Raw genomic sequence first — 22,008 nt, forward strand, 5'->3', positions numbered from 1 at the left:
AAACCTTGTTGGGTAAGACTTTTAGACTTTTTGTCAATCAAAAAGTACCAGGCATGGGAGTGATCAGGGGGAAAATTCCGGGACTTTTTCCCTGAAAATTAGGTAGTTGACCACCTGAAAATCGGTAAAACCCATCCCCCAACCCCCAACCCCCAACCCCCAACCCCCAACCCCCACCGAAAAACTTTTTCAGCAGACCCTAACTAGGGTTTTTAACCAGAAAATGCCGACCAACGAGCGCTCGTTTGCTTGACAAAATCCTGTAAAAATGCTAGGCGTTGATTTTGTTCCCAGACCTGTTTAACTTTATTCTGCAAACTCGTCCAATTCCAATCATTATTCAGCTGCTCGTTAATTTCCTGTTCTTGGAAATATTCAATTAAACTTAAACCAGCTAAACGAGTTAGATAGGCTGCTCCAATTCCCTGCACTGTACCACCGGCAATATAAGTAATCGCATTTCCCTTGAGAATCGTTCCTAATGCCTGGGTGGTCACTTCTACCATGCCCAATTGTATCATCATTTTCCCCAGGGTAGTCATGGCTGTTTTTGCTTGTTCAAGGGACATTTTTTGTTGATAAATTGCCCCTAAATCCACTAACATTTGAGCGTTAGTGGCTGCCGCTAAAACTAAATCTAGGGCCGCAAGAGGATTAGCAAAAGTGGCAGTAGCGGCTATCCATTGGTATTGTTCGATAACAGGTAAAGCCTTTTTGCGTCGGGATTGATTAAGTAATTGTTTGGTTTCCTTTTCTAATTCTAGCGCTTGTCTCCAGATAGTTCCCAGAACTAATTCGGACCTTTCTCGCTCGATAATTTGTTGGAGATGATTACCTAAAGGATCGATAACTACCGTTTGGGTTTCCGTCCATTCCTTGATTTCTCCATTGCTTTGATGTTGACGAACTTTTAGGGGTTCAGGGGCAGCGGCTATGGCTAAAATATGATGAGCAGGAATAGTTTCTTTCAGTCTTTGTTTTAGGGAAAGGAGAATTTCTTCTCTGGTTTCGACGGGTAAACGATCCTGTTTATTGAGTAACAGGATAACACGCTGGTGCATTCGATCGAATTGCTGGAGGATTTGCCATTCGGAATCGCTTAAATCCCCATTGATCAGATACAAAACTAAGTCGGCTGCTAGGTCTTTTTTCTGGTTAGCGGTGCAGTCGAGAGTCAGAAGGGGTTCCGTTTCCAGAAAAGCGATAGATTCTCCAAAGTTGCCGCTTTCTAGTAGTTTTTTTAAGGCAGTTTTACCAGTTTTTCTAGCACCAGTAATGGCAATTTTCAGGTCTTGGCGACTAAATTCTTGGTTTAATTGGGTTAAAGTGGTTTTAAGTGGGGTTAAGTCTTGATTGGGGTCTTCTTTGGCCAGATAATTAATTATCTGCTCGGCCTTGGTAATCGCTTGTTTAACCTTTTCTAGACTCAGGGGAGTGGGGGGGGAAAAATCGATTTTCGAGTTGGGTTTTTGCCAAAACCAGACACCGGCACCAAGTACAAACGCACCTAAAATACCCCAGGAACCGATTTCGCTCAGTCTGCTATTGAGAGTTTCCCCCAGGGTGAAAGCGATGGTAATGCCTATCCCCGTCACTAAAATCGGTTTACCCAATCTTACCGTCATTTTTCCTCATCCTCGCCAACTGCTGTGATTATTCTAGCTTTTTTGTGCTGGATTTCATCCCAAGCCAAACTTTTTAGCCGACAATTCCCTGCGTTGCCCCGGCCGCTCTTGCCTAAAAAGCCCTAGATATGTCATAATGATCGATTGCGTGTAAATTTACCCGATCCCCTGTTGTTATGGCTAGTAAAAAAGGCGTTCGCCTGATCATCACTGTAGAATGCACGGAATGCCGCAGTAATCCCGATAAGCGTACCCCCGGCGTTTCTCGCTACACCACCAGCAAAAACCGTCGCAATACCACCGGCAGACTGGAAATCAAGAAATACTGTCCCCACTGCAATAAGCACACCGTCCACAAGGAAATTAAGTAAGCACACTTTAGTTAAAAAGTCAAGTAATCTTTACAAATCTATGAGCTACTATCGTAAACGTCTCTCTCCCATCTCCCCCAGTCAACCGATTGACTACAAAGACACCGAACTCCTCCGCAAATTCATCACCGAACGCGGCAAAATTCTGCCTAGACGTATCACCGGTTTAACTTCTAAACAACAGCGAGATTTAACAGAAGCGGTGAAACGGGCCCGTTTAATGGCTTTATTACCTTTTGTCAACCAAGAAGCCTAAATTCAGTGATCAGTAATCAGTAATCAGTGAACAGTGATTACTGAAAATAACATATATAGTTAACTAATTACAGCAGTTATCTTAAATGGTGAGGTAGGAAGTTCTCCTTTTGGAGAGCCGGTCGTCGATACCAAATTAGGTCATGCGTCATCTTGATGAGAAACGCTGTAATTGAACTCTGATAAGTAATAGGACAAAATTAACTTCTTGGTGAGGATAGGCACTCATACAATATGTGTAATTAATTGTGTCTAGCTACTTAACTTAAAACTTAAACCTGATCACTCATAACTGATAAGCGATCTCAGTATATTGGGGTTGCTTTCTCGTTTTTGCAAAGAAATATATCAGAATCGGCAGCGGATAGGAAAATTCGTGCGAGAATCTTAAGAAATTGTTAAATCGCTCTAGGAGTAGCCAACGATTTTGTGATTATCGATCCAAATCCACCAATTAGCACAATGGGAGGCTCTTATGGAAAAGCAGCCATCAGCAATCGAGACCGAGTTAGATGGACAGCTACAAGAGGAGGATTCCGAGCAGTTTCTGCGTAGTATATTTAATTCCGTGCAAGCGTCGATTTTTGTAGTGGACGTGCTGGAAAATAGAGATTTTCGCTATGTGGGAGCAAACCCCGTTCATGAACGCTGGACAGGACTGCGCTCATCAGATATTAAAGGCAAAACTCCCGAACAAATCCTTCCCCCCGATGATGCGCGTAGTGTGCGGCAACACTATAGTGATTGTGTACGTTACGGAACAACTATTTCCTACGAACAGTATTTACCTTTTCAAAATATACCCTACTGGTGGCTAACAACTTTAACACCCCTACGGGATAACAATGCGCGCATCTATCGTTTAGTGGGAACCAGCACCAATATCACCGAACGCAAACAGGCCGAAGAAGCTTTAAGATTGCAAGCAGAACGAGAACAACTGCTGGGGGTAATGCAGGAAAGAATCCGGCAATCATTGGATCTTGATCGCATTCTGCAAAGAACCGTTAAAGAAGTGCGACAATTTCTCAACTGCGATCGAGTGTTAATTTATCGTTTATTCCCCGATCATAGTGGCATGATTGTGGTGGAATCCCATACCCCGAGGATTAATTCTGTCTTAGGAAACAGGATACAGGATCCCTGTTTTAATTTATCCCCAGAACGTCTGGAAAATTATCGTCGCGGGAGAATTCAAGTTATTGAAAATGTCCATAATTCGGGACTTGATCCCTGTTATCGCAGCCTACTCACCTCTTTGCAAGTACAGGCTAACTTGGTGGTGCCAATTATCTGCGATAACCAACTCTGGGGGTTACTAATTGCCCAAAATTGCCAAAAAACTCGCTCTTGGCAATCCCAAGAAATCGATCTGCTCAAACAATTAGCCATTCAAGTGGGAATTGCCATTCAACAAGCAGAACTGCACCAACGGGTAAAATGCTTGAATACTGCCCTAGAATCGGAGGTTCAGCAAAGAACCGCCGAATTGCAGATGAGTTTGAAGTATGAAGCATTAATCGGACGGATTACCGAAAAAATTCGCGATAGTCTCGATGAAAATCATATTCTGCAAACCACCACTAGGGAATTAGTCCAGGTTTTACCCGTAGAACGCGCCCAAATTGAGCTTTACGATCCCAGTCGCAGCAAAGCCACTATTGTCCACGAATATACCACTCAAAAGCTTATCTGTCAGGGAATTACCCGTCAAATTAGCGATTTTCCCGAAATCTATCAACCGCTGCTGCAAAAACAAATTTTACAATTTGTTGATCGTCTTCCCCTTGGCAATCCGCAAATTGGTCGTGTTAACCGTTGTGCTTGTCCTATCTTTGACGATCAGGGTTTTTTGGGCAATCTTTGGCTAATTCGACCAGCTAATCAGATTTTTAACTCCTTAGAAACTAATTTGATTCAACATATTGCCGCCGAATGTGCGATCGCTATTCGACAGGCGCGACTTTACGAATCTTCCCAAGCACAAGTGCGGGAATTAGAAAAACTGGAAAGATTAAAAAGCGAATTCCTGAAAACCCTTTCCCATGAACTGCGAACCCCGATTACCAGCATTCGTCTAGCGGTGGAAACCCTGGAAAGTCTCCTAGAATATCAAGGGATCGAGATTGATCCACAGGATTCGATCGGTCAACTGTTGCAAATTCTTAACATTGAATCTCAACGTCAGAGTAAGTTAGTTAATGATCTCTTGACTTTAACCTATCTGGATGCCGAAACCGAACCCCCGGCGATCGAAGCAATCGACTTACTTTCGTGGCTACCCTTATTAGTGGAACCTTTTCGTCATCTCACCCGCGAGCGACAACAGCAGTTAATTTTAGATATAGATGGGGATATACCGGAGATTAACACCAGTCTGTGCGCTATCGAGCGCATCATAGCGGAATTACTGACCAATGCTTCTAAATATACCCCAGAACGAGGAATAATTAGGGTAAATGTCAGGCGTGCGGGCGAGCAAATATTAATTAGTGTGAGCAATGGGGGTGTAGAAATCGCCCCAGAGGAATTATCAAGAATATTTGCCCCTTTTTATCGCATTCCTAACCACGATCCCTGGCGCTACAGTGGTACCGGTTTAGGTTTAGCTTTGGTCTGCAAACTGATTAAACCCCTGAATGCCACCATTGATGTCACCAGCGCCAACGCTGTCACCACTTTTACCCTCACCTTGCCAATCTAGTCGAGCAGAAAACTTTTTAGAAAAAAACCTTGCAATTATTTAGAGAGGGTGCTATATTGAGAAAGGACTGAAAAACGCCGAGATAGCTCAGTTGGTAGAGCAGAGGACTGAAAATCCTCGTGTCCGCGGTTCAAATCCGCGTCTTGGCATCAGAAAAACAATAAAATTTACCCTGTATTTACTTCCTATTCTGCTAGGTTTTGTAAATGTAGCCTTTCTCGTCAAGATGAAGTGTAACCTAATTTGGTAAGCTGAAAGCTTTGATGTACTTAGTTTCTAACCTTCTTTTTAGGTAGGGTCTGCTGAATAAATCTAAAAACCTTGTTGGGTAAGACTTTTAGACTTTTTGTCAATCAAAAAGTACCAGGCATGGGAGTGATCAGGGGGAAAATTCCGGTACTTTTTCCCTGAAAATTAGGTAGTTGACCACCTGAAAATCGGTAAAACCCATCCCCCATCCCCCATCCCCCAACCCCCAACCCCCAACCCCCACCGAAAAACTTTTTGCCGCAGACCCTAGGTAGGAGAATTGCCAGATTCTTTCTTTTGCCTGTTGCCTGTTGCCTGTTGCCTCTTGCCTTCAGTTCACTGATTACTGATGGCTGATTACTGATCACTGAAAAGTCTCCCCAACCCGCAACTACTTTTTGATTTTTGGCTTGACGTAAGCGGTCACGGATTAAGATAATCTAACAAGTATGTACGATAATGAAATCCTAGACTCTAACAACTCCTTAAATAATCCTCTCGATGGGAGCGATCCGGACATAGCAGCGGAAATCCCCCCCGATCCAGAGGAAATGCTCTCATTGCTGACTTCTGCTCATGTGAGCGAGAGAATGATCGCCGCTCGCGCCTTTTGTGAATTGCGTGACGAAAGAGCGATCGCCCCCTTACTAGAGATGTTAAGCGATGTCTGTCCCCTAGTGCGTGTCAGTGTCGCCTACGCTTTGGGCAGAAATCCCAGTCTTAGCGCCGTGGAGCCTTTAATCGATCTACTGGCCAGAGATTGGAATGGTTACGTCAGAAAAGGGGTAGTTTGGGCCCTGGGCAACTGTGGCGATCGCAGAGCGATCGAGCCTTTGGTTCATGCTCTCAAAACCGATATTTCGGCGGTGCGATTATGGGCTGCCAGTAGTTTGGCCCAGATTGCCAAGGTCAATTATGAAGATATCATCACCGTCTTGCCGCCTTTAATTGAAGGATTGCGCCGAGATTTAATCGCGGCGGTGCGGAGTAATTGCGCTTGGTCGATCGGTCAATTATGCCGAGAATTGCCCTTAAATGTTATTTATGCCACGGCGATCGATGCTTTGATCGAGGCCTTGGTGGAAGATGAAGATTTAGGTGTCAAGGAAGATGCTAGGGGTGCTTTATTAAAAGTGGGCGACCCGAGAGGATTACAATTGATCGAGGAATTAGAGCTTGAAGGAATTATCTAAACCGCTAATTTTGGGCGTTACGGGGGCATCAGGGCTGATTTATGCCGTCCGTACTCTCAAATATCTACTTTTAGCCGACTACACGATCGATTTAGTGGCCTCCAAATCAGCTTACACTGTCTGGCAAGCGGAAGATAATGTGCGGATGCCTCCAGAACCGGATCTGCAAGAACAATTTTGGCGCAGCCAATGCGGGGTGATGGAAGGGGGAAAATTACGCTGTCATCGTTGGGGTGATGTGGGGGCAACGATCGCCAGTGGTTCCTATCGCACCCTTGGTATGGTAATTATTCCCTGTAGCATGAGTACAGTGGCCAAATTAGCGGGGGGATTAAGTTCCGATTTGCTAGAAAGGGCGGCCGATGTACAGATTAAGGAGGGCAGAAAATTGGTGGTAGTGCCGCGAGAAACCCCCTTTAGTTTAATTCATCTGCGTAATTTAACCACTTTAGCCGAGGCGGGCGTTAGAATTGTGCCGGCAATACCGGCATGGTATCACCATCCCCAATCGATCGAGGATTTGGTCGATTTTGTCATCGCTCGTACTCTCGATCAGTTAGATATCGATTGTGTGGCCATTAATCGCTGGCAAGGACATTAACAGTTATCAGTTATCAGTTATCAGTTATCAGTTATCAGATGTAAGTTATCAGTTATCAGATGTAAGTTATCAGATGTAAGTTATCAGATGTAAGTTATCAGATGTAAGTTATCAGATGTAAGTTATCAGATGTAAGTTATCAGATGTAAGTTTTAAGTTAATTAGTTAGTTAGTTATCTTTATCTTTGTACCTGTTTACTGTTTACTGATTACTGTTTACTGATCACTGATCACTGAATCAAGGGAGGTAAAAATGGGCTGGATTATGGTCTTATTTGCGATCGCTGTGGGCGGATTACTGATCTGGCAGAATCTGGGGGTGATCACTTTGGTCTTTTTTGGCGGTATTATGACGGTAAAACTGCCCCTAGCTGTCTGGGTGTTACTTTTCACCCTAGCGGGAATTATCAGTGGTTTAACCCTGCAATTTCTCTATAGTTTTGGTCGTCCTTTGGCTGCCCCAAAAGCCTCCCCTCCTATAGCCAATAATCCTAAAGTCTCACCCCCATCTCCCCGACCTACCTATATTCAAGATTCTGCTGCGTCTCCACCGGGTAACGATTGGGAAAGAGATAGCGGTGATGATTGGAATTTTGATGCACCCCCCGAAAAACCGACTACCATTCAGGATCGGGAAGAATTCCCGCCTAGGGTTGCTGATGGGGAAAAAACGAATTTTGTCAAGCCTCCACAGGACAGTTCTCAAACTGACTCGGTTTATTCCTATAGTTACCGCACAGCCAAACAGAGTCGCGGGGAAAAGGCCGATCAAGTTTACGATGTCAATTATCGGATTATTACGCCCCCTGCCCAAGATCAAAACGAAGATCGGGAGGTAAACAAAGCGGATGAAGAAGAGTGGATTTAACTTTGACAGAAGCAATTCTGTCTAAGCAAGTAATCTCTGTGAACCAAGAATCCCCGTCTCTTTAGAGCGGGGAGTGTCAAAATGGTTAAATCTAGGTTGTGTAGACAGAGCGCCATGAAACACACATTATCCGTATTAGTTGAAGATGAAGCGGGAGTTTTAACCCGTATTGCTGGATTATTCGCCCGTCGCGGCTTTAATATTGAAAGTCTGGCCGTGGGTCCGGCCGAACAGATGGGAGTTTCTCGGATTACGATGGTAGTACCGGGAGACGAGGACAGCATCGAACAGTTAACCAAACAACTTTACAAATTAATTAACGTCCTCAAGGTGCAGGATATCACCCAAACCCCTTGTGTGGAAAGGGAATTAATGCTGATTAAAGTTAATGCTACCGCCGAGCGCCGGGCCGAAGTGATCGAATTAGCGCAGGTATTCCGAGCGCGGATTGTGGATATTTCCGAGGAAACCCTGACCATCGAAGTGGTGGGGGATCCGGGTAAAATGGTGGCGATTATGCAGATGCTGAATAAATTTGGCGTTCGCGAGGTGGCCCGTACCGGTAAAATTGCTCTGATTCGCGAGTCGGGAGTCAATACGGAATACCTCAAAGCTTTAGAGGCTAAAATGTCAATTTAGGGATATTGGGTATGAATTGGGAATTGGGGTTTTAGGGTGTTAGGGTGTTGGGGTTTTAGGGTTTTAGGATGTTAGGGTTTTAGTTGAAATTCCCCATTTCACCATCCCCCATTCCCCATCCCCCATTCCCCATCCCCCATCCCCCATCCCCCATCCCCCATCCCCCATCCCCTGATAAAAACTATGTCTAAGCAGTCGCCGAAAACCCAAATTAGTCAACTTGTCACCGTTGCCGTGCAGAAATTGCAAGGAAAGGTGAATTTTCAGGCGGTAAATCTCAAAAAAGGGGCGAGGGTTCCCGAATTACGCCTGAAAAACGAGAATGGCAGCGGGGAAAGCAAATATCCCCTTATCGGCGATCGCTATTTTTTGGGTCGTAATTCCAGTTCCTGTGATATTACTATCCGTAACACCATGGTGAGTCAGATTCATTGTTCCCTGCAGCGTGACCCAAAAAATCCCCATCATTTCCTGCTCACAGATGAAAACTCCACTAACGGGGTTTATATGGGTAAACGTCGTCTGGAAAGCGTTTCCCTGCGTCATGGTGATACCTTTACCCTGGCCCCCCCAGACTTAGCCAATTGTGTCACCATCTCCTATTACTGTCCCCCTCCCCTGTGGGCGCGACTTTTGCGCTATGGTTTCTATGGTGCGGGTGGTATTTTCGGTTTATTAGTTCTAGGGATTATCTGGGAAAGTCGCAAAGTTAATGTTTATCCACTCCCTTCTGGGGTGAGCGGTCCGGTGGTGGTTTACCCTAGGGATGGTCAAACTCCCCTCAATCCCATGCGACAGGAAACTCACCGAGAATTAGATAATCTGGGCGATTTTTCTCCCTATTTGACCAAGGCGGTTGTCGCTTCCGAAGATAGTCGTTTTTACTGGCATTTTGGCGTTGATCCTTTGGGGATTGTCCGGGCAATTAAGATTAATTGGCAAGGTCGGGGCCGTCAAGGGGCCAGTACCCTGACTCAACAGTTAGCGCGTAGTTTATTCCCCGAAGTCGGTCGCCAAAATACTGCCGATCGCAAACTCCGGGAGGCTGTGGTCGCTTTACAATTAGAAGCGGTCTATAGTAAGGATACAATTCTCAAAACCTATCTCAATCGAGTTTATCTCGGTCTGGCCGGTTACGGTTTTGAAGATGCGGCCCGCTTTTATTTCGATAAATCCGCTAGAGATTTAGATATCTCCGAGGCTGCTACTCTTGTGGCTATGTTACCCGCCCCGAATCGATTTAATCCCATTCAAGATTACGACACTTCTGTAAAAAATCGCAATCTTGTCATCGATCGCATGGCCGAATTAAGGATGATTTCCCCAGAAGCGGCGGCCAGCGCCCGCAGATCCCGCATTGAAATCAGTCCCCAAGCCAAAAAATCCCTATCTAGTACAATTGCACCATATTTTTATAGTTACGTTTTCGAGGAATTAGAGAACCTTTTAGGGGAAGAAGTGGCTAAAGAGGGCAATTTTATCGTTGAAACCAGTTTAGACCGCCGAATGCAAGCGATCGCAGAAAAAAGCTTAAAAAATAATGTCTTAAACCAAGGACCCCGCTATCGTTACTCCCAAGGGGCTTTAGTTACCTTAAACGGTCAAACTGGGGAAATTCTCGCTTTAGTCGGGGGAGTTGATTATCAAAAAAGTCAATTTAACCGCGCTGTCCAAGCTAAACGTCAACCTGGTTCCACTTTTAAGGTATTTGCTTATGCTGCCGCCTTGGAAAAGGGAATATCGCCCTATAAAACCTATACCTGCGCTGGACTCTCTTGGCAAGGACAAGCCTATTCTCCCTGTGAACGTAGTAGCGGGGGGGTCAATATGTTTCAAGGTTTAGCGCGATCGGAAAATAGTGTCGCCCTTCGCATTGCTCGCGAGGCAGGATTAAGTAATGTGGTCAATGTGGCGGAACGTTTGGGGGTCAAATCACCTTTAAATCCTGTACCAGGGCTAATTTTAGGGCAAAGCGAGGTAAATGTCTTGGAAATGACCGGTGCTTATGCAGTTTTTGACCATGGCGGGCGCTGGAATCGTCCCCACGCCATTAAACGCATTCTCGACGCTTCCGACTGTAAAAATGTGGAGGATTTGAGTACTTGTCGGGTTATTTATGACTATGGCGACGATAGCGATAGAAATCAGCAGGTAATCTCCCCTAAAACCGCCGAGACGATGAATAGCCTATTGCGGGGGGTGATAACTAATGGTACAGGAGGCGCTGCCAGTATTGGCATGGGAGAAGCGGGTAAAACGGGAACTACGAATAATTATGTGGACCTTTGGTTTATCGGTTATCTTCCCCCTCGCGACTGGGTGACAGGCATTTGGTTGGGTAATGATAATAATTCTCCCACTGCGGGCAGCAGTCAACAGGCAGCCAAGTTATGGGGCGATTATCACCGTCAGTTAATCACTACACCAAACTAATCCCAATAGGACTAAGCTACTGTTCCCGTTGCCTATTCCAGAGTTCCCTAAAACCAGAGACTTTGTACCTCACTATTAAGATAACTGCTTTAAAGTAATAAGGGTGTCCTAGCCCTAGCTAACACACCCGCAGAGACTATTTCTGGTGGCTTGATTTTACCCCAAAAACCCACCACTGCCCAACCCAGCGCAGGGGAGGGACAGGGATAGATTAGACAATGACAATCTGATTATTGGTGATAGCTGGCGTACCAGTAAGGGTTGCGATTCCGAGCAGACTACCAGTAGCGGCAAGGTTTGAGTCATACTGTAAAAGGCCAGTACCAGGATTGTAGATAAATCTGGCAATGTTATTTTCGACTGCTGCTAATTGGTTAGAAGCCAAAGTACCGAGAGGCAATCCACCGAATTGAGCGCTTGTAAATGCCAGAAGATCACCGTCAGCGATGGTAAAATCGGTGATGGTGTCAACGCCCTGATTGGTAGCAGTGTAAGCAAAACGGTCAGCACCAGCGCCACCAATTAGGCTATCCGCTCCCGCGCCACCAATTAGGCTATCCGCTCCCGCGCCACCAATTAGGGTATCCGTACCATTATTACCATTTAGGGTATCGTTACCGTCGCCACCATCTAGGCTATCATTCCCCGAACCACCGGTCAGGGAATCGTTTCCACCGGAACCGAATAGGGTATCGTCCAGACCGCTACCGGTTAGGGTATCGTTACCATTTGCACCTCTAAGGACGAAGCTACTCATGTTACCAATCATGGCAATATCGTCACTGGAAGAAGCCGTGTTTTCTGCTTTAGTAAACCTTTGACCACCACCAAAGTCGAGGATATGGGTTCCTAAAAAAGCAGAAGCGACGAAAGTGTCAGTTCCGCCAGGAAGAAAATAATTTTGTGAAAAAGGGGGGGTGCTTTTATAACCAGTGAGGTTAGCACTCGCTACGTCAGACTGACCGAATCCGTTGCGAAGTCTCCAAGTGGAAAAAGTGCCAGAACCCGTAAATCGACCTAAAGCAGTAAGATTTCTACCGGTGACTGTGGTAGGGATGGAAACGGCTAGGTCGGTATTTACCGAGGATAACTTCCAAAAAGCTGACAGAGTTGTGATCATTGAAGCATCGACGGTATAACTCGTGGTGGAGCCAGTCTGAGCAGAGATAGTGATAGTGCCGGCCATAGTTTTTTCTTTGAATGATATGTTTGTACTTGAGGATTTTGACAATCTTCTCCCCAATTATTATATACCAAGAAAAAAATGCAACCTTTTTTTCTGGGCTTGTTTTCTGAATTGTTGTTAATGGTCAAGTTTTTATCAATTTTGGGTTAATTTTCGGCTGGGTGTGACGTAAATCACGCCAGAAATTAAAGTTAATGTCACCGATAGCCAAAAAGCCACCTGAGCAATTAAATTATATTCTGAAGGCAAGGGAGCAATTAAGAGAGCGATAGCGACAATTTGGCTGACTGTTTTGCTTTTTCCCCACCAATTAGCCCCTTTTATGTCGCTATTTCCCGTTAAATTCGGATTAATCCGCCAACCAGCGATCGCTAATTCGCGAGCAAGAATCAAAAATACTCCCCAAGCAGCAATTAAATCCATTTCAATCAGAGCTAAGAGGGGAGCGAGAACCAGCAATTTATCGACCAAAGGATCGAGAAATTTACCTAATTCGGTGATTTGATTGAATTTTCGCGCTAGATAACCATCGAGCCAATCGGTGCTGGCGGCAATCAGAAAGATAATTAAACTTAACCAGCGATCGATTTCTGTGCCTTGGTGCAACCAGTATAAAATTAATGGCAGTCCCAAGAGTCGCGATAGGGTAATCGAGTTGGGTAGGTTCATTTTTCAGTAAACAGTGAGCAGTAAACAGTGAGCAGTAAACAGTGAGCAGGTATAAAGATAAAGATAACTAACTAACTAATTAACTTAAAACTTACATCTGATAACTTACATCTGATAACTTACATCTGATAACTGATAACTGATAACTGATAACTGATAACTGATAACTGATTTTAGCTGGCTAATTTGAGATCAAAATTACTTTGTTTATTGCCTAATTGTCTGAGCCAACGATAATTATAAGCTAAAGCCCCCCAGAAGGTGGGATAAACGGCATAATTAACGCCAAATTCTTGGCAAACTTCCGCTAAAATTGGGGCAATTTTAGGGTAGTGAATATGGCAAATTTGCGGGAAAAGATGGTGAACGACTTGATAATTTAATCCCCCTAAATACCAATTTAAAAAGACATTTTTAGGTGCAAAATCTACGGTAGTTCGCACTTGAAATATTGCCCATTCGTCTTCGATTTGGTTAGCTGCCGAGGGTTGAATAAATTCGGCGGGTTCCAAAACGTGAGCTAACATAAATACATGACAGGCAAGCACTCCATAGGTCATAAAAACAATGAGAAAACCGATCGCTATTTCTAGGGGACTATAACCAACTAAGAGAGGAATGCCAATAAACCAGAAGAGATAAACAAATTTTCCGCTCAATAAAACGAATAGATCGATCGCTTTAGGATTGGGAATTTTAATCTCGCCAAAACGATTACAAAAGAGGATAGATCGCACATCGGAGAATGACCAATATATAGGAATTATAGCGTAGAGAATCGGGATAAATAAATGTTGATAACGATGATACCATTTATGCTCGGCATGGGGAGTCATTCGCACGACACCATCGCCGTGAATTTCCACATCGTATCCTAAAACATTGGTGTAGGTATGATGGAGATAATTATGACGAAAACGCCAGAGATAACCGGAAGTACCGATGATATAATCGTAGCTCATGCCAAGGAGAGAATTAACCCATTTTTTACTAGAATAGCCGCCATGGTTAGCATCATGACCAATGCTAAAACCAATCCCTGCTAATCCTCCTCCTAAAACCAGACAACCGATAATTTTTAGCCACCAGATATCCGGACCAAAAAGTACAAATAGCCAAGCGGCAATCACCCAAGTTAAAATCGTGATCGTCTTCAGGTACATGGCAAAATTATCTCTGGTGGGGATGCCGTTTTCGGTAAAATAAGCATCAACCCGTTTATTCAATTCCTTTCTAAAACCCTGATTTTCGGTAAAAGTTACTCGCATTCCTATTTTTGTCCTAGAAGTTGATATGACAGCAATTTGTGGCAGCTCAGAGTTAATTTATGAGTCTTTTACTGGTTTGCTAAGGCTGTCTCAGCATAACTGATAATTTCTCATCAGTCCCTCATCTATTGTCAGAGAAAGAGGTGCGCTTGGCAAGGGAATCGCTCAATTTATTGGCTACTCTTGCAGAAAATCCTCGGTTTTTACCTAATCAGATATCAGATACCTGTAGCCGGTGATAGAAATGAGCGTTAGGTACTTTTATACTACTATTAAAGCCATTGAAGGCGATCGAGTTTTCTGGTGCGAAGTGCCACAATTAAGAAAATCGATCGATGCGATCGCTGGAAGCGTGGCCAATGATGAAGCGGTGTATTTTGCTCTGTGGCAATGGTTACAGAATGACCCTAATAACCAATTAGTCAAGTCCCATTGGATGGTTTTTTTACAATATCGCTCCTCTATGGTAACTCAAAGGGTCTATCAAAATGTTGGCCATCGGATCGATGCTGATTATGAAACCCTATTCTACTATTTGCTGAATTTGCTTGCCACGGCAATTATCAATAATCCTAGCAATTTTTACGGTAATTTTCAGGATAACAAGACCAAACCGGGATTTTTTCGCTTAATCTTAGAAAAATGGACAGATAAAAAATTGAGAAATACTCTCTATAATTTCCTGCGAGGAGAGTATAAAACTATTGGCAGGACTAATCTCGGTATAGTCAGTCTTTTTAGTGCGAATAAAATTCAAAAAATTTTACGAACATCGGGTATCTTTACCGAGAATTACCTGCTAATATTTAACTGTTTTCGAGAGGTTAAAAAAGCTTCTCTTAGATCATTGGATAAGTGGCAAGAGGAGGATTGGCAACAAGTAATCGATCGCCTACAGCAGTTACAACCGCAAGTTATTCTCACCGTGGAGGAAGTGCAAGCAAAACTCAATCAAATAGGAGAGATAATGCGTAATCATATCGATCCTCCTTACTCTAAATTTGAGCCTAATAATTATGACGATAATAGCAATTACTTTTGGGACAATCTCCCCAGCAAGAAGCAAAGTCAAGACTTACTACAACAGCAAGAAATCCAGGAAGATATTAAGAAGTTACTGATCACTCAAGAGGAGGAAGTTAAACAGATTGTCTATTGTTACTATCATCAAAAGATGACGCAAGCACAGATCGCTAATCGATTGGGAGTTCACTCATCTACTATTAGTCGAGAAATAACCCAATTATGTAAAAAATTTTATCAGCTACTCTGTGCAAGGGAAGGCAAAGATTGTCCTAGTTTGTTAAATGAGATTAAATTACAATCTCGGCAAAAACAAGAGATCGATGCTTATCTGGAATATTTTTGTCAGTCCTACTTAACTCAAATCTAATCTGTTAGGAGATACCATGAAAGTCAACCTCGATATTTTGCAACAAATTAACCCGAAATCCCTTTGGCTAACTTTTTCGGAAACAGAGATCAAGCAAGCTCGATCGATTCTCGGTCAATACTCGAATCAAACCGCCAAAAATCAGGCTTTGATTAATTACTTGGTGCAAATATGCTTAAGCAATTGGCTGAAAGATAATCTTGATTGTTCCCTTCAACTAATACCTGAAAACCATCAGTATCTTTGGGAGTTTATTAACGGTTTTACTTGGCAAATTCAAGACAAAAAAGTTACTACTATTCCCAGTCAAACTATTGACATTGAGGGATTGACAATAGAGCAAGAATGGGTTGATATTCCCGATTTAGCGGCGGATTTTTATCTAGGGGTGCAGGTAGATTTAGCAGAAAAATTCCTCAATATCTGGGGTTTTATATCCAGAAAAGATGTTAAAAATCTGGCAGAATACGATCCAATTTACCATCAATATTATTTGGAAAGTGAGCAAATTATTGATGATTTAGATATTCTTTGGCAGAGTTGTTTAGAGGGAGAGAGTGAAAAAGGAAAACTGGAATCTCTAGCAAAGTTATCGCCAGCAACAGCAGAAAATTTAATTAAAAAGTTAGGTCAAGTTTCCCCCTATTCTCCGAGATTAGATATTAGTTGTCAGCAGTGGTTAGCTTTGTTGAATAATCAGCAATGGCGAGAAAAACTTTATCAGCAGCGTTTAGAGGTAATCCCCACCAAACTTAGTCAATGGTTGCAGGGAATTATTACAGAGAAATGGCAGGAAATCCTCAGCACTATCGACAATTATCGTCCAATTAATCCGGGTTTTTTGTTGGCTGCTGAAAAAATCAGCAGCCGAGAATCTCCGACAGATATTCAGCGAGAAATTAGACAACTGTATGCTAGTCAAAAAGAGGTGGAATTTTCGGAACATTTAACCCCAGAGGAAGCTTTAGCAAAACTACAACATCAAACCCAAGATGAAACTATTCGCTGGCAAGCGGCCGAATATCTCTGGAATATCGATCCTCATTATCCCAATGCTGCTATCCGTAAAATGCTCGATGTGGGTAGTCAATTAATGGGACATAAAATCGCTTTAATGGTAGGAGTTTTATCAACCAGTAACCAGAGAATTGCTGTCTTAATTCGTGCCTATGCCATGGACAATTTTGCCAAGCTACCCCCCGGTTTATCTTTGCAAATTAGCGATGAAATAGGCCAATTAATCCCCAGTTTACAAGCAATAGCAAGGGAGAAACCCTTAGATAGCTATCTGCAACTTTATTTTCTAGCTGATGCCGACGATCGCTTTAATGTTAACCTAAGTTTAGGGGATAGTAGCATTATCGAACAGTTTAGGATTTAATAGAGATAGCAGAAAATGTCAAGGGTAGAGACATGAGCAGAGTTGTGATTCTGAAAATTGGTGATGGCAGTTTTGAAACGGGATTTTCCGTCACTCTAGAAATTCGTGACAATCATCTCTTGATAGCACCTTTTACCGAGGGTAAATTAGTCCCTAACCTTGACATTGCTGACGCTTTGCAAAATTATCGTCGAGCTTATTATCATTGGGTAAAAAGTCAACCCAGTTTAGGAATTACCGTTCCTCATAGCATGATCACCCATGCAGCGGTAGGTGATCCTAGAGACAACCTCAAAAAAGCCACTAAAACTTTAAAAGATAGCTTAAATGAATGGCTAAATTCCAGTTCTCTGAGTTCGATACAAAATCATATCTTGTTCCATATAGGTACTGAGTCAGAAGTAAGATTTTTTATCCAAACTACCCACTTTGATTTACAACAAATTCCCTGGGAGTCTTGGAATTTTTTACACAAATGGTTTCCCGATGTGGAAATTGCTCTTACTATCCAGATAGATCCCCCGAGAGAACGTACTTTTACTTATCCGATTAATGTTTTAGTAATTTTGGGCAATATTGACATCGAAAACAAGCATACTTCCCTGTGTTTATCCAGTTTGCAAACGGTACTAGGAAACCAAGATAAGGTTTCTATGCAAATATTAAGTCCTGGTTCAGACCCTCCTCTTTCAACGATAAATATTCACAATGAGTTGATCAAAAATCCATGGGATATTGTAGTTTATTTAGGTCATAGTCAAACCAGTAGTGACGGTCAAGATGGAGTTTTTATCATTGATAATGATACGGCTTTATCTCCAGAACATAACTTAAGAAATTCCCTAGAAAAAGCTGTTAAAAAAGGCTTAAAACTTGTTATCTGTAATTCCTGCGATGGTTTAGGTATTGGCCGTCAGTTGGCTAATATCGGAGTACCCCATATTATTGTTATGAAAGAACCGATCGCCGTGCGGGTTGCTTTGAGATTTCTAGAAGTTTTTCTTCCCAATTTTCTTGGACATAAATCCCTACAAGAATCCTTAACAATCGCTCGACAAGACTTAAAATTACACGCATTTGCGGTGGATGCTGCTAGTTCTTCTTTGCTGCCTCGTTTGATAGAAAATCCTGAAGAACCACCGTTAATTTTACCTTTACCCCCTGAAAATACGGAGGAAAATCACCAAAATAATCATGAGCAAAGTTGGCCTTTACGTCTATCTAGTCGCTGGAAACAAGCTCTGTTATTTATTTTAAGTCTTCTGGTAACTTTATCAATTTTATATTGGGGAGGAGTATTTTCCGATGATGCTAGTAAATACCCAGAAATTAGCTTAGGTGAAGAAATATTATTAAAGACAAATCGACAAGATAACAGTCTTGAACGGGGAAGACAAGCTTTTAAAAACAAAGAATATAAACAAGCAATTCAGCTTTTTAAAAAATCCCTTGATCGCTTGCCCAATAATCCAGAGATTCGCATCTATTATAATAACGCTCGTGCGGCCTATCAAGACAGAAATTCCTTAAAAATTGCCACCAGTGTTCCTCTTGGTAATAATCCAGAAATTGCTCAGGAAATTTTACGAGGTATTGCTTTATTCCAACAGGAGTTAAACGATGAACAGGCCAAAAACCCCGATTTTCACTTTCTACAGGTAGTGGTCGCTAATGATAATAATAGCGCCGCAGATGCCAAAGATCGAGCCGAAAAATTTGTTAAAGATCCGTCAATTATAGCAGTGGTTGGTCATAATGCTTCTGCTGCTAGTGAAGCGGCCAAAGATATCTATGTACAAGGGAAAATTGTTGCCCTATCTCCCACCAGCTTTTCCTCGAAAATCTCCGGTAATGGCTATATATATAAAATGGTTCCCGATCTGGAAACTTTTGCCACAACCTTAAGTGAATATATCCGTCAACAAACTGACAAGCTAATTATCCAAAACCCCACTAATTTAATTTGTTACGACAATCGCTCTGGAGATAATTTTAACTTCGCTAAAAAATATAGAAACATTCTTCTCGGTCAGCAGTTTCAAAAAATTGTTAAAGATGAAGATTTTGACTGCAATATCGAACCAAAAATTAATTTAGGTAAACAAGAAATTTATCAAAAAATTGCTCAATATCAAGTAAATATTCTCATGGTTGCTCCCTATGTTAATGATCTGAAAAGAGCCGTCAGTATCTTTAAGCAACGTCCCGCAGAAAAGTTAAACTTAGTGATTTTAGGTTCCCCCACTTTTCAAAGTTATCTCACCCTTGTAGAAGGTAAACAAGGAGTAGAAAATTTAGTTATCACCGTGCCTTGGTATGATCTCAAACAAGATAATTATATCCAGAGTTTTTGGCAAAATAAGATCAATGTTTGGCGCACTCCCATGTCCTACGATGCGACCAAAGTTATCCTCACCGCTTTGCGAAAGTTATACCAACAAGGACAAAAATTCGATCGAGAATTATTAAATCAAGTTTTAAGAAACGATTTTTCTATCGAAGGAATGACTGGCACTGTTAGATTCGATGAGAATGGTGTCCGCAACATGAATAATAATCCTGATGATCGCCGCTACTTGATTCTACAGGTCAAAAAGGGTCAATTTGTCCCCCTCGCTCCCATTAAATCTGCCGGTCCAGTCTAAACCTCCCTATCCTTGTCAAGACTTTTTACAAAAATTAACCTTACCCACTGCATCAAAGTTAGCCATCACTCCTAATTAACAGGTAACACCTCTAGGAGACAAACGGCATGAAATTGTTCAAAAAATTAAACCCAAGAGCCTTGATTTTTTGGCTGATCGGTGATAAGGCCGGAAATTCTCTCGTTGCGATCTGGAATTGGTTGTGGGGTATTCCCATCGAATCCGGCGGCAAAATTGCCGTAGAATCGGCCAAAGAATCCCTAGAATCGATGCAAAAATCCCTAGCGGAATTAACAGAATCGGTGGCGAAAGTAGTAGCAGCCCAGCAGTCGGCTCAAGCACAATACGAGGCAAAAAAACAGGAACACACAAACTACTTGCAGCAGGCTGTCACCGCTCAAAAAAAAGGTCTTCAAGAAGCGGCAAGACTGGCCATGGTTAAGGTTCTCTCCCTAGAAAAAATTCTACCCGCCATGAAAGATCGGGTCGATAATGCCGAAAAAGTGGTCATTGCTGCTAAGGAAAAACTTCGCAAAGAGCAGGAAAAAATCGAGCATTATAAGTTAGAAATGAGCAACTTAAAAGCGATTAGTTCCATGAATGAGGCTTTAGGCAAAATAAACGAATTTGATAGTAGTCTCAACCTCAATACCTCCCGCGATCGCTTTGAGGATGCCAATGAAGCGATTAAAGACCGTTATCGCAAAGAAAACGTCTATAGTGAATTAAGCGAGAACTATAGCGAGAAATTAGCTCAAGAAATCGATTTCTTAAGCCTTGATGACGAAATTAACCGCCGTTTAGCTGAATTAAATCAGCAAAGTTAAGGAGTAAAGCGATGACAAAGACTGGCAAAAAAGCGAGCTTACCGCCAATTTTCTATGTTTTACTGGGTTTGATCGGCTGGTTTCTTTTTCCCCAAATCTCGGCAATATTTGCCCCAAAAGCCGATAATAATCCCCGCATGAGTTATGGCAATCATCTCCTAATCAAAACTAATTCTAACACCGCCAAAGAATCAGCGATCGCTGCCATTGCTCAAGGTGATCACCAAGAAGCAGAGCAACTCCTGCAAAAATCCCTCGCTCAACGTCCCAACGATCCCGAAAGCATAATTTATCTCAGTAACCTGCAAACTGGCTCAAATCCCTTCAAAATCGCCGTTGTTGTGCCAGCGACAACTAATCCCAACGTCGCTCAAGAAATGTTGCGAGGAGTCGCCAGCGCACAAACCCAGATCAATCAACAGGGAGGGATCAACGGCAGAAAACTGATGGTTATCGTGGTTAATGACGATAATCAGCCGCAGATATCGAAAGAGGTAGCCAGTGAATTAGTCAAAAATCCCGATATTATCGCTGTTATCGGTCATAATGCCTCCGATGCCAGTTTAGCCGCCGCTCCCATCTACGAAAAAGGCGGTTTGGTGATGATTTCTCCCACCTCCCTGGCCAATAATCTCTCCGGTGCGGGAAATTATATCTTTCGTCTGGTGGCTTCTAACGGCAAAATTACGGAAACCTTAGCAAATTACATAGTAAATATTGCTAAAGTCCAGAAAATTGCTTTTTGCTACGATTCTCAAGCTCCTGATAATGTTTCCTTTAAAGACGAGTTGATGGCTAATGTGGCGAAAAAAGGCGGTCAAATTGTGCCGATTGTCTGTGATCTGAGTGTCCCCAATTTTAAGGCCGATCAAGCCCTTAATCAGGCGATTTCTGGGGGTGCTAACGGCCTATTTGTCGTCGCTCATGTTGATCGCCTCGATCCCGTTTTTGAGGTCATTCGCTCCAATCGTCAGCGTTTGCCTCTGTTTAGTAGTCCCACCCTCTACAATATTCGCACCCTCGAAGATGGCGGCAAAAACGCCCAAGGTTTAACCCTTGCCGCACCCTGGCACCCCTCGCTTAACCAGACTTTTGGCAATCTTATGCAGGAACAGTGGCGCGGTCCGGTTAGTTGGCGCACGGCTACCAGTTTTGACGCTACACGGGTGATTATTGCCGGTTTAAGGGAAAATCCTCAACGTCAGGGCCTACAATCCCGGCTGCGTTCCGCCAATTTTCATCAAACAGGAGCCACCGGAAAAATTAGCTTTGATCCCAATACTGGCGATCGCATCGGTCAACCGGTGTTAATTCAAGTGCGATCGACTCCCTCCGGTGAGCAGTTTGTCGCTTTACCTTAAAAAGTCCCCAGTCCACCACAGTCGGGAGAGTTGCCAACTCTCCCCCCAAAAAGTCTCAAAAATTACGATTATTTTAACATTCAACTTTGAGTAAGAAATGAATAGCTAATATGTTAAAATATGCCTAAGTAGGTAGGTTTTAAAAATCGTCAGATTCCCCCTTATTAAGGGGAGCAGGGGGCATCCGCACCCCCCTTATTAAGGCTATCCATTAGTCAGATCTTTCTTAACAAAAAGAGAAGAAACTTAAAAAAAGGGGAAACGATTGATAGGTATAGTTTTGAAAGAAGGAATTAAGGTGGAGGTAAGCAAAAAAATGGAGAAATGGGCAGCCCAAGAA

The 22,008-nt window shown here is 42.9% G+C and carries 17 protein-coding genes and 1 tRNA gene; 14 read left to right on the forward strand and 4 right to left on the reverse strand.

Features of this window, described 5'->3' with window-relative positions; translation table 11 throughout:
- Positions 1 to 212: 212 nt before the first annotated feature.
- Positions 213 to 1,625: a slr1306 family protein gene (locus IM319_RS07165; RefSeq protein WP_287735124.1), complete on the reverse strand. Its 1,413-nt coding sequence runs from the start codon at positions 1,623 to 1,625 to the stop codon at positions 213 to 215.
- 176 nt (positions 1,626 to 1,801) lie between these two features.
- On the opposite strand from IM319_RS07165, the gene rpmG reads away from it, so the two are divergent.
- The 9 genes from rpmG (at position 1,802) to IM319_RS07210 (ending at position 10,938) form a co-directional block, all read left to right on the forward strand.
- Complete coding sequence (rpmG, locus tag IM319_RS07170) at positions 1,802 to 1,996, forward strand: 50S ribosomal protein L33 (RefSeq protein ID WP_002734724.1); 195 nt, start codon at positions 1,802 to 1,804, stop codon at positions 1,994 to 1,996.
- A gap of 40 nt (positions 1,997 to 2,036) precedes the next feature.
- Positions 2,037 to 2,252 (forward strand): 30S ribosomal protein S18, encoded by a 216-nt coding sequence (gene rpsR, locus IM319_RS07175; RefSeq protein ID WP_002770735.1) that lies wholly within the window; start codon positions 2,037 to 2,039, stop codon positions 2,250 to 2,252.
- Between the two features lie 474 nt (positions 2,253 to 2,726).
- Positions 2,727 to 4,955 (forward strand): GAF domain-containing protein, encoded by a 2,229-nt coding sequence (locus IM319_RS07180; RefSeq protein ID WP_287078486.1) that lies wholly within the window; start codon positions 2,727 to 2,729, stop codon positions 4,953 to 4,955.
- A gap of 76 nt (positions 4,956 to 5,031) precedes the next feature.
- A tRNA-Phe gene (locus IM319_RS07185) sits at positions 5,032 to 5,104 on the forward strand.
- A 549-nt stretch (positions 5,105 to 5,653) separates the two neighbouring features.
- Positions 5,654 to 6,397, forward strand: coding sequence for a HEAT repeat domain-containing protein (locus IM319_RS07190; protein ID WP_287077624.1), 744 nt, complete (start codon positions 5,654 to 5,656; stop codon positions 6,395 to 6,397).
- The gene (locus IM319_RS07195; protein WP_286826054.1) at positions 6,381 to 6,998 is read left to right on the forward strand and encodes a flavin prenyltransferase UbiX; all 618 of its coding nucleotides are present in this window, start codon (positions 6,381 to 6,383) and stop codon (positions 6,996 to 6,998) included. The genes IM319_RS07190 and IM319_RS07195 overlap by 17 nt, the downstream gene beginning before the upstream one ends.
- 253 nt (positions 6,999 to 7,251) lie before the next feature.
- Entirely contained in the window at positions 7,252 to 7,866 is a 615-nt protein-coding gene (locus tag IM319_RS07200) for a hypothetical protein (protein WP_286826055.1), read from the forward strand.
- A gap of 114 nt (positions 7,867 to 7,980) precedes the next feature.
- Positions 7,981 to 8,505, forward strand: a complete 525-nt coding sequence (gene ilvN / locus IM319_RS07205) for an acetolactate synthase small subunit (RefSeq protein WP_002732118.1) — start codon at positions 7,981 to 7,983, stop codon at positions 8,503 to 8,505.
- A gap of 183 nt (positions 8,506 to 8,688) precedes the next feature.
- On the forward strand, positions 8,689 to 10,938 hold the full coding sequence (locus IM319_RS07210; protein ID WP_287735126.1) for a PBP1A family penicillin-binding protein: 2,250 nt from the start codon (positions 8,689 to 8,691) through the stop codon (positions 10,936 to 10,938).
- Between the two features lie 211 nt (positions 10,939 to 11,149).
- Here IM319_RS07210 and IM319_RS07215 read toward each other — a convergent pair whose 3' ends face one another.
- The 3 genes from IM319_RS07215 to IM319_RS07225 all read right to left on the reverse strand — a co-directional run bounded on the left by IM319_RS07215 (position 11,150) and on the right by IM319_RS07225 (position 14,061).
- Complete coding sequence (locus IM319_RS07215; RefSeq protein ID WP_287735128.1) at positions 11,150 to 12,124, reverse strand: calcium-binding protein; 975 nt, start codon at positions 12,122 to 12,124, stop codon at positions 11,150 to 11,152.
- A gap of 135 nt (positions 12,125 to 12,259) precedes the next feature.
- The gene (gene pgsA / locus IM319_RS07220; protein WP_287735130.1) at positions 12,260 to 12,793 is read right to left on the reverse strand and encodes a CDP-diacylglycerol--glycerol-3-phosphate 3-phosphatidyltransferase; all 534 of its coding nucleotides are present in this window, start codon (positions 12,791 to 12,793) and stop codon (positions 12,260 to 12,262) included.
- 173 nt (positions 12,794 to 12,966) lie between these two features.
- Complete coding sequence (locus IM319_RS07225; protein ID WP_287735132.1) at positions 12,967 to 14,061, reverse strand: fatty acid desaturase family protein; 1,095 nt, start codon at positions 14,059 to 14,061, stop codon at positions 12,967 to 12,969.
- 244 nt (positions 14,062 to 14,305) lie between these two features.
- Between IM319_RS07225 and IM319_RS07230 the strand changes: the two genes are divergently transcribed.
- The 5 genes from IM319_RS07230 (at position 14,306) to IM319_RS07250 (ending at position 21,668) form a co-directional block, all read left to right on the forward strand.
- Entirely contained in the window at positions 14,306 to 15,454 is a 1,149-nt protein-coding gene (locus IM319_RS07230) for a sigma factor-like helix-turn-helix DNA-binding protein (RefSeq protein ID WP_287735134.1), read from the forward strand.
- 16 nt (positions 15,455 to 15,470) lie between these two features.
- Positions 15,471 to 16,835 carry a DUF1822 family protein gene (locus IM319_RS07235; protein WP_287735136.1) on the forward strand — a complete coding sequence of 455 codons (1,365 nt, stop codon included), beginning with the start codon at positions 15,471 to 15,473 and terminating at the stop codon, positions 16,833 to 16,835.
- A 32-nt stretch (positions 16,836 to 16,867) separates the two neighbouring features.
- Positions 16,868 to 19,480: an ABC transporter substrate-binding protein gene (locus tag IM319_RS07240; protein WP_287735137.1), complete on the forward strand. Its 2,613-nt coding sequence runs from the start codon at positions 16,868 to 16,870 to the stop codon at positions 19,478 to 19,480.
- A 107-nt stretch (positions 19,481 to 19,587) separates the two neighbouring features.
- Entirely contained in the window at positions 19,588 to 20,307 is a 720-nt protein-coding gene (locus IM319_RS07245; protein WP_287735138.1) for a PspA/IM30 family protein, read from the forward strand.
- A gap of 11 nt (positions 20,308 to 20,318) precedes the next feature.
- Positions 20,319 to 21,668, forward strand: coding sequence for an ABC transporter substrate-binding protein (locus IM319_RS07250; RefSeq protein ID WP_287735139.1), 1,350 nt, complete (start codon positions 20,319 to 20,321; stop codon positions 21,666 to 21,668).
- Positions 21,669 to 22,008: the final 340 nt, after the last annotated feature.

The sequence above is a fragment of the Microcystis sp. M113S1 genome, from assembly GCF_020246945.1.
Taxonomy (GTDB): Bacteria; Cyanobacteriota; Cyanobacteriia; order Cyanobacteriales; family Microcystaceae; genus Microcystis.

Coding starts and splice junctions, on each gene's coding strand:
- IM319_RS07215 (WP_287735128.1), bottom strand. CDS start 12,124: ATGGCCGGCACTATCACTATCTCTGCTCAGACTGGCTCCACCACGAGT.
- IM319_RS07200 (WP_286826055.1), top strand. CDS start 7,252: ATGGGCTGGATTATGGTCTTATTTGCGATCGCTGTGGGCGGATTACTG.
- rpsR (WP_002770735.1), top strand. CDS start 2,037: ATGAGCTACTATCGTAAACGTCTCTCTCCCATCTCCCCCAGTCAACCG.
- IM319_RS07250 (WP_287735139.1), top strand. CDS start 20,319: ATGACAAAGACTGGCAAAAAAGCGAGCTTACCGCCAATTTTCTATGTT.
- rpmG (WP_002734724.1), top strand. CDS start 1,802: ATGGCTAGTAAAAAAGGCGTTCGCCTGATCATCACTGTAGAATGCACG.
- IM319_RS07225 (WP_287735132.1), bottom strand. CDS start 14,061: ATGCGAGTAACTTTTACCGAAAATCAGGGTTTTAGAAAGGAATTGAAT.
- IM319_RS07190 (WP_287077624.1), top strand. CDS start 5,654: ATGTACGATAATGAAATCCTAGACTCTAACAACTCCTTAAATAATCCT.
- ilvN (WP_002732118.1), top strand. CDS start 7,981: ATGAAACACACATTATCCGTATTAGTTGAAGATGAAGCGGGAGTTTTA.
- pgsA (WP_287735130.1), bottom strand. CDS start 12,793: ATGAACCTACCCAACTCGATTACCCTATCGCGACTCTTGGGACTGCCA.
- IM319_RS07240 (WP_287735137.1), top strand. CDS start 16,868: ATGAGCAGAGTTGTGATTCTGAAAATTGGTGATGGCAGTTTTGAAACG.
- IM319_RS07245 (WP_287735138.1), top strand. CDS start 19,588: ATGAAATTGTTCAAAAAATTAAACCCAAGAGCCTTGATTTTTTGGCTG.
- IM319_RS07230 (WP_287735134.1), top strand. CDS start 14,306: ATGAGCGTTAGGTACTTTTATACTACTATTAAAGCCATTGAAGGCGAT.
- IM319_RS07235 (WP_287735136.1), top strand. CDS start 15,471: ATGAAAGTCAACCTCGATATTTTGCAACAAATTAACCCGAAATCCCTT.
- IM319_RS07210 (WP_287735126.1), top strand. CDS start 8,689: ATGTCTAAGCAGTCGCCGAAAACCCAAATTAGTCAACTTGTCACCGTT.
- IM319_RS07165 (WP_287735124.1), bottom strand. CDS start 1,625: ATGACGGTAAGATTGGGTAAACCGATTTTAGTGACGGGGATAGGCATT.
- IM319_RS07180 (WP_287078486.1), top strand. CDS start 2,727: ATGGAAAAGCAGCCATCAGCAATCGAGACCGAGTTAGATGGACAGCTA.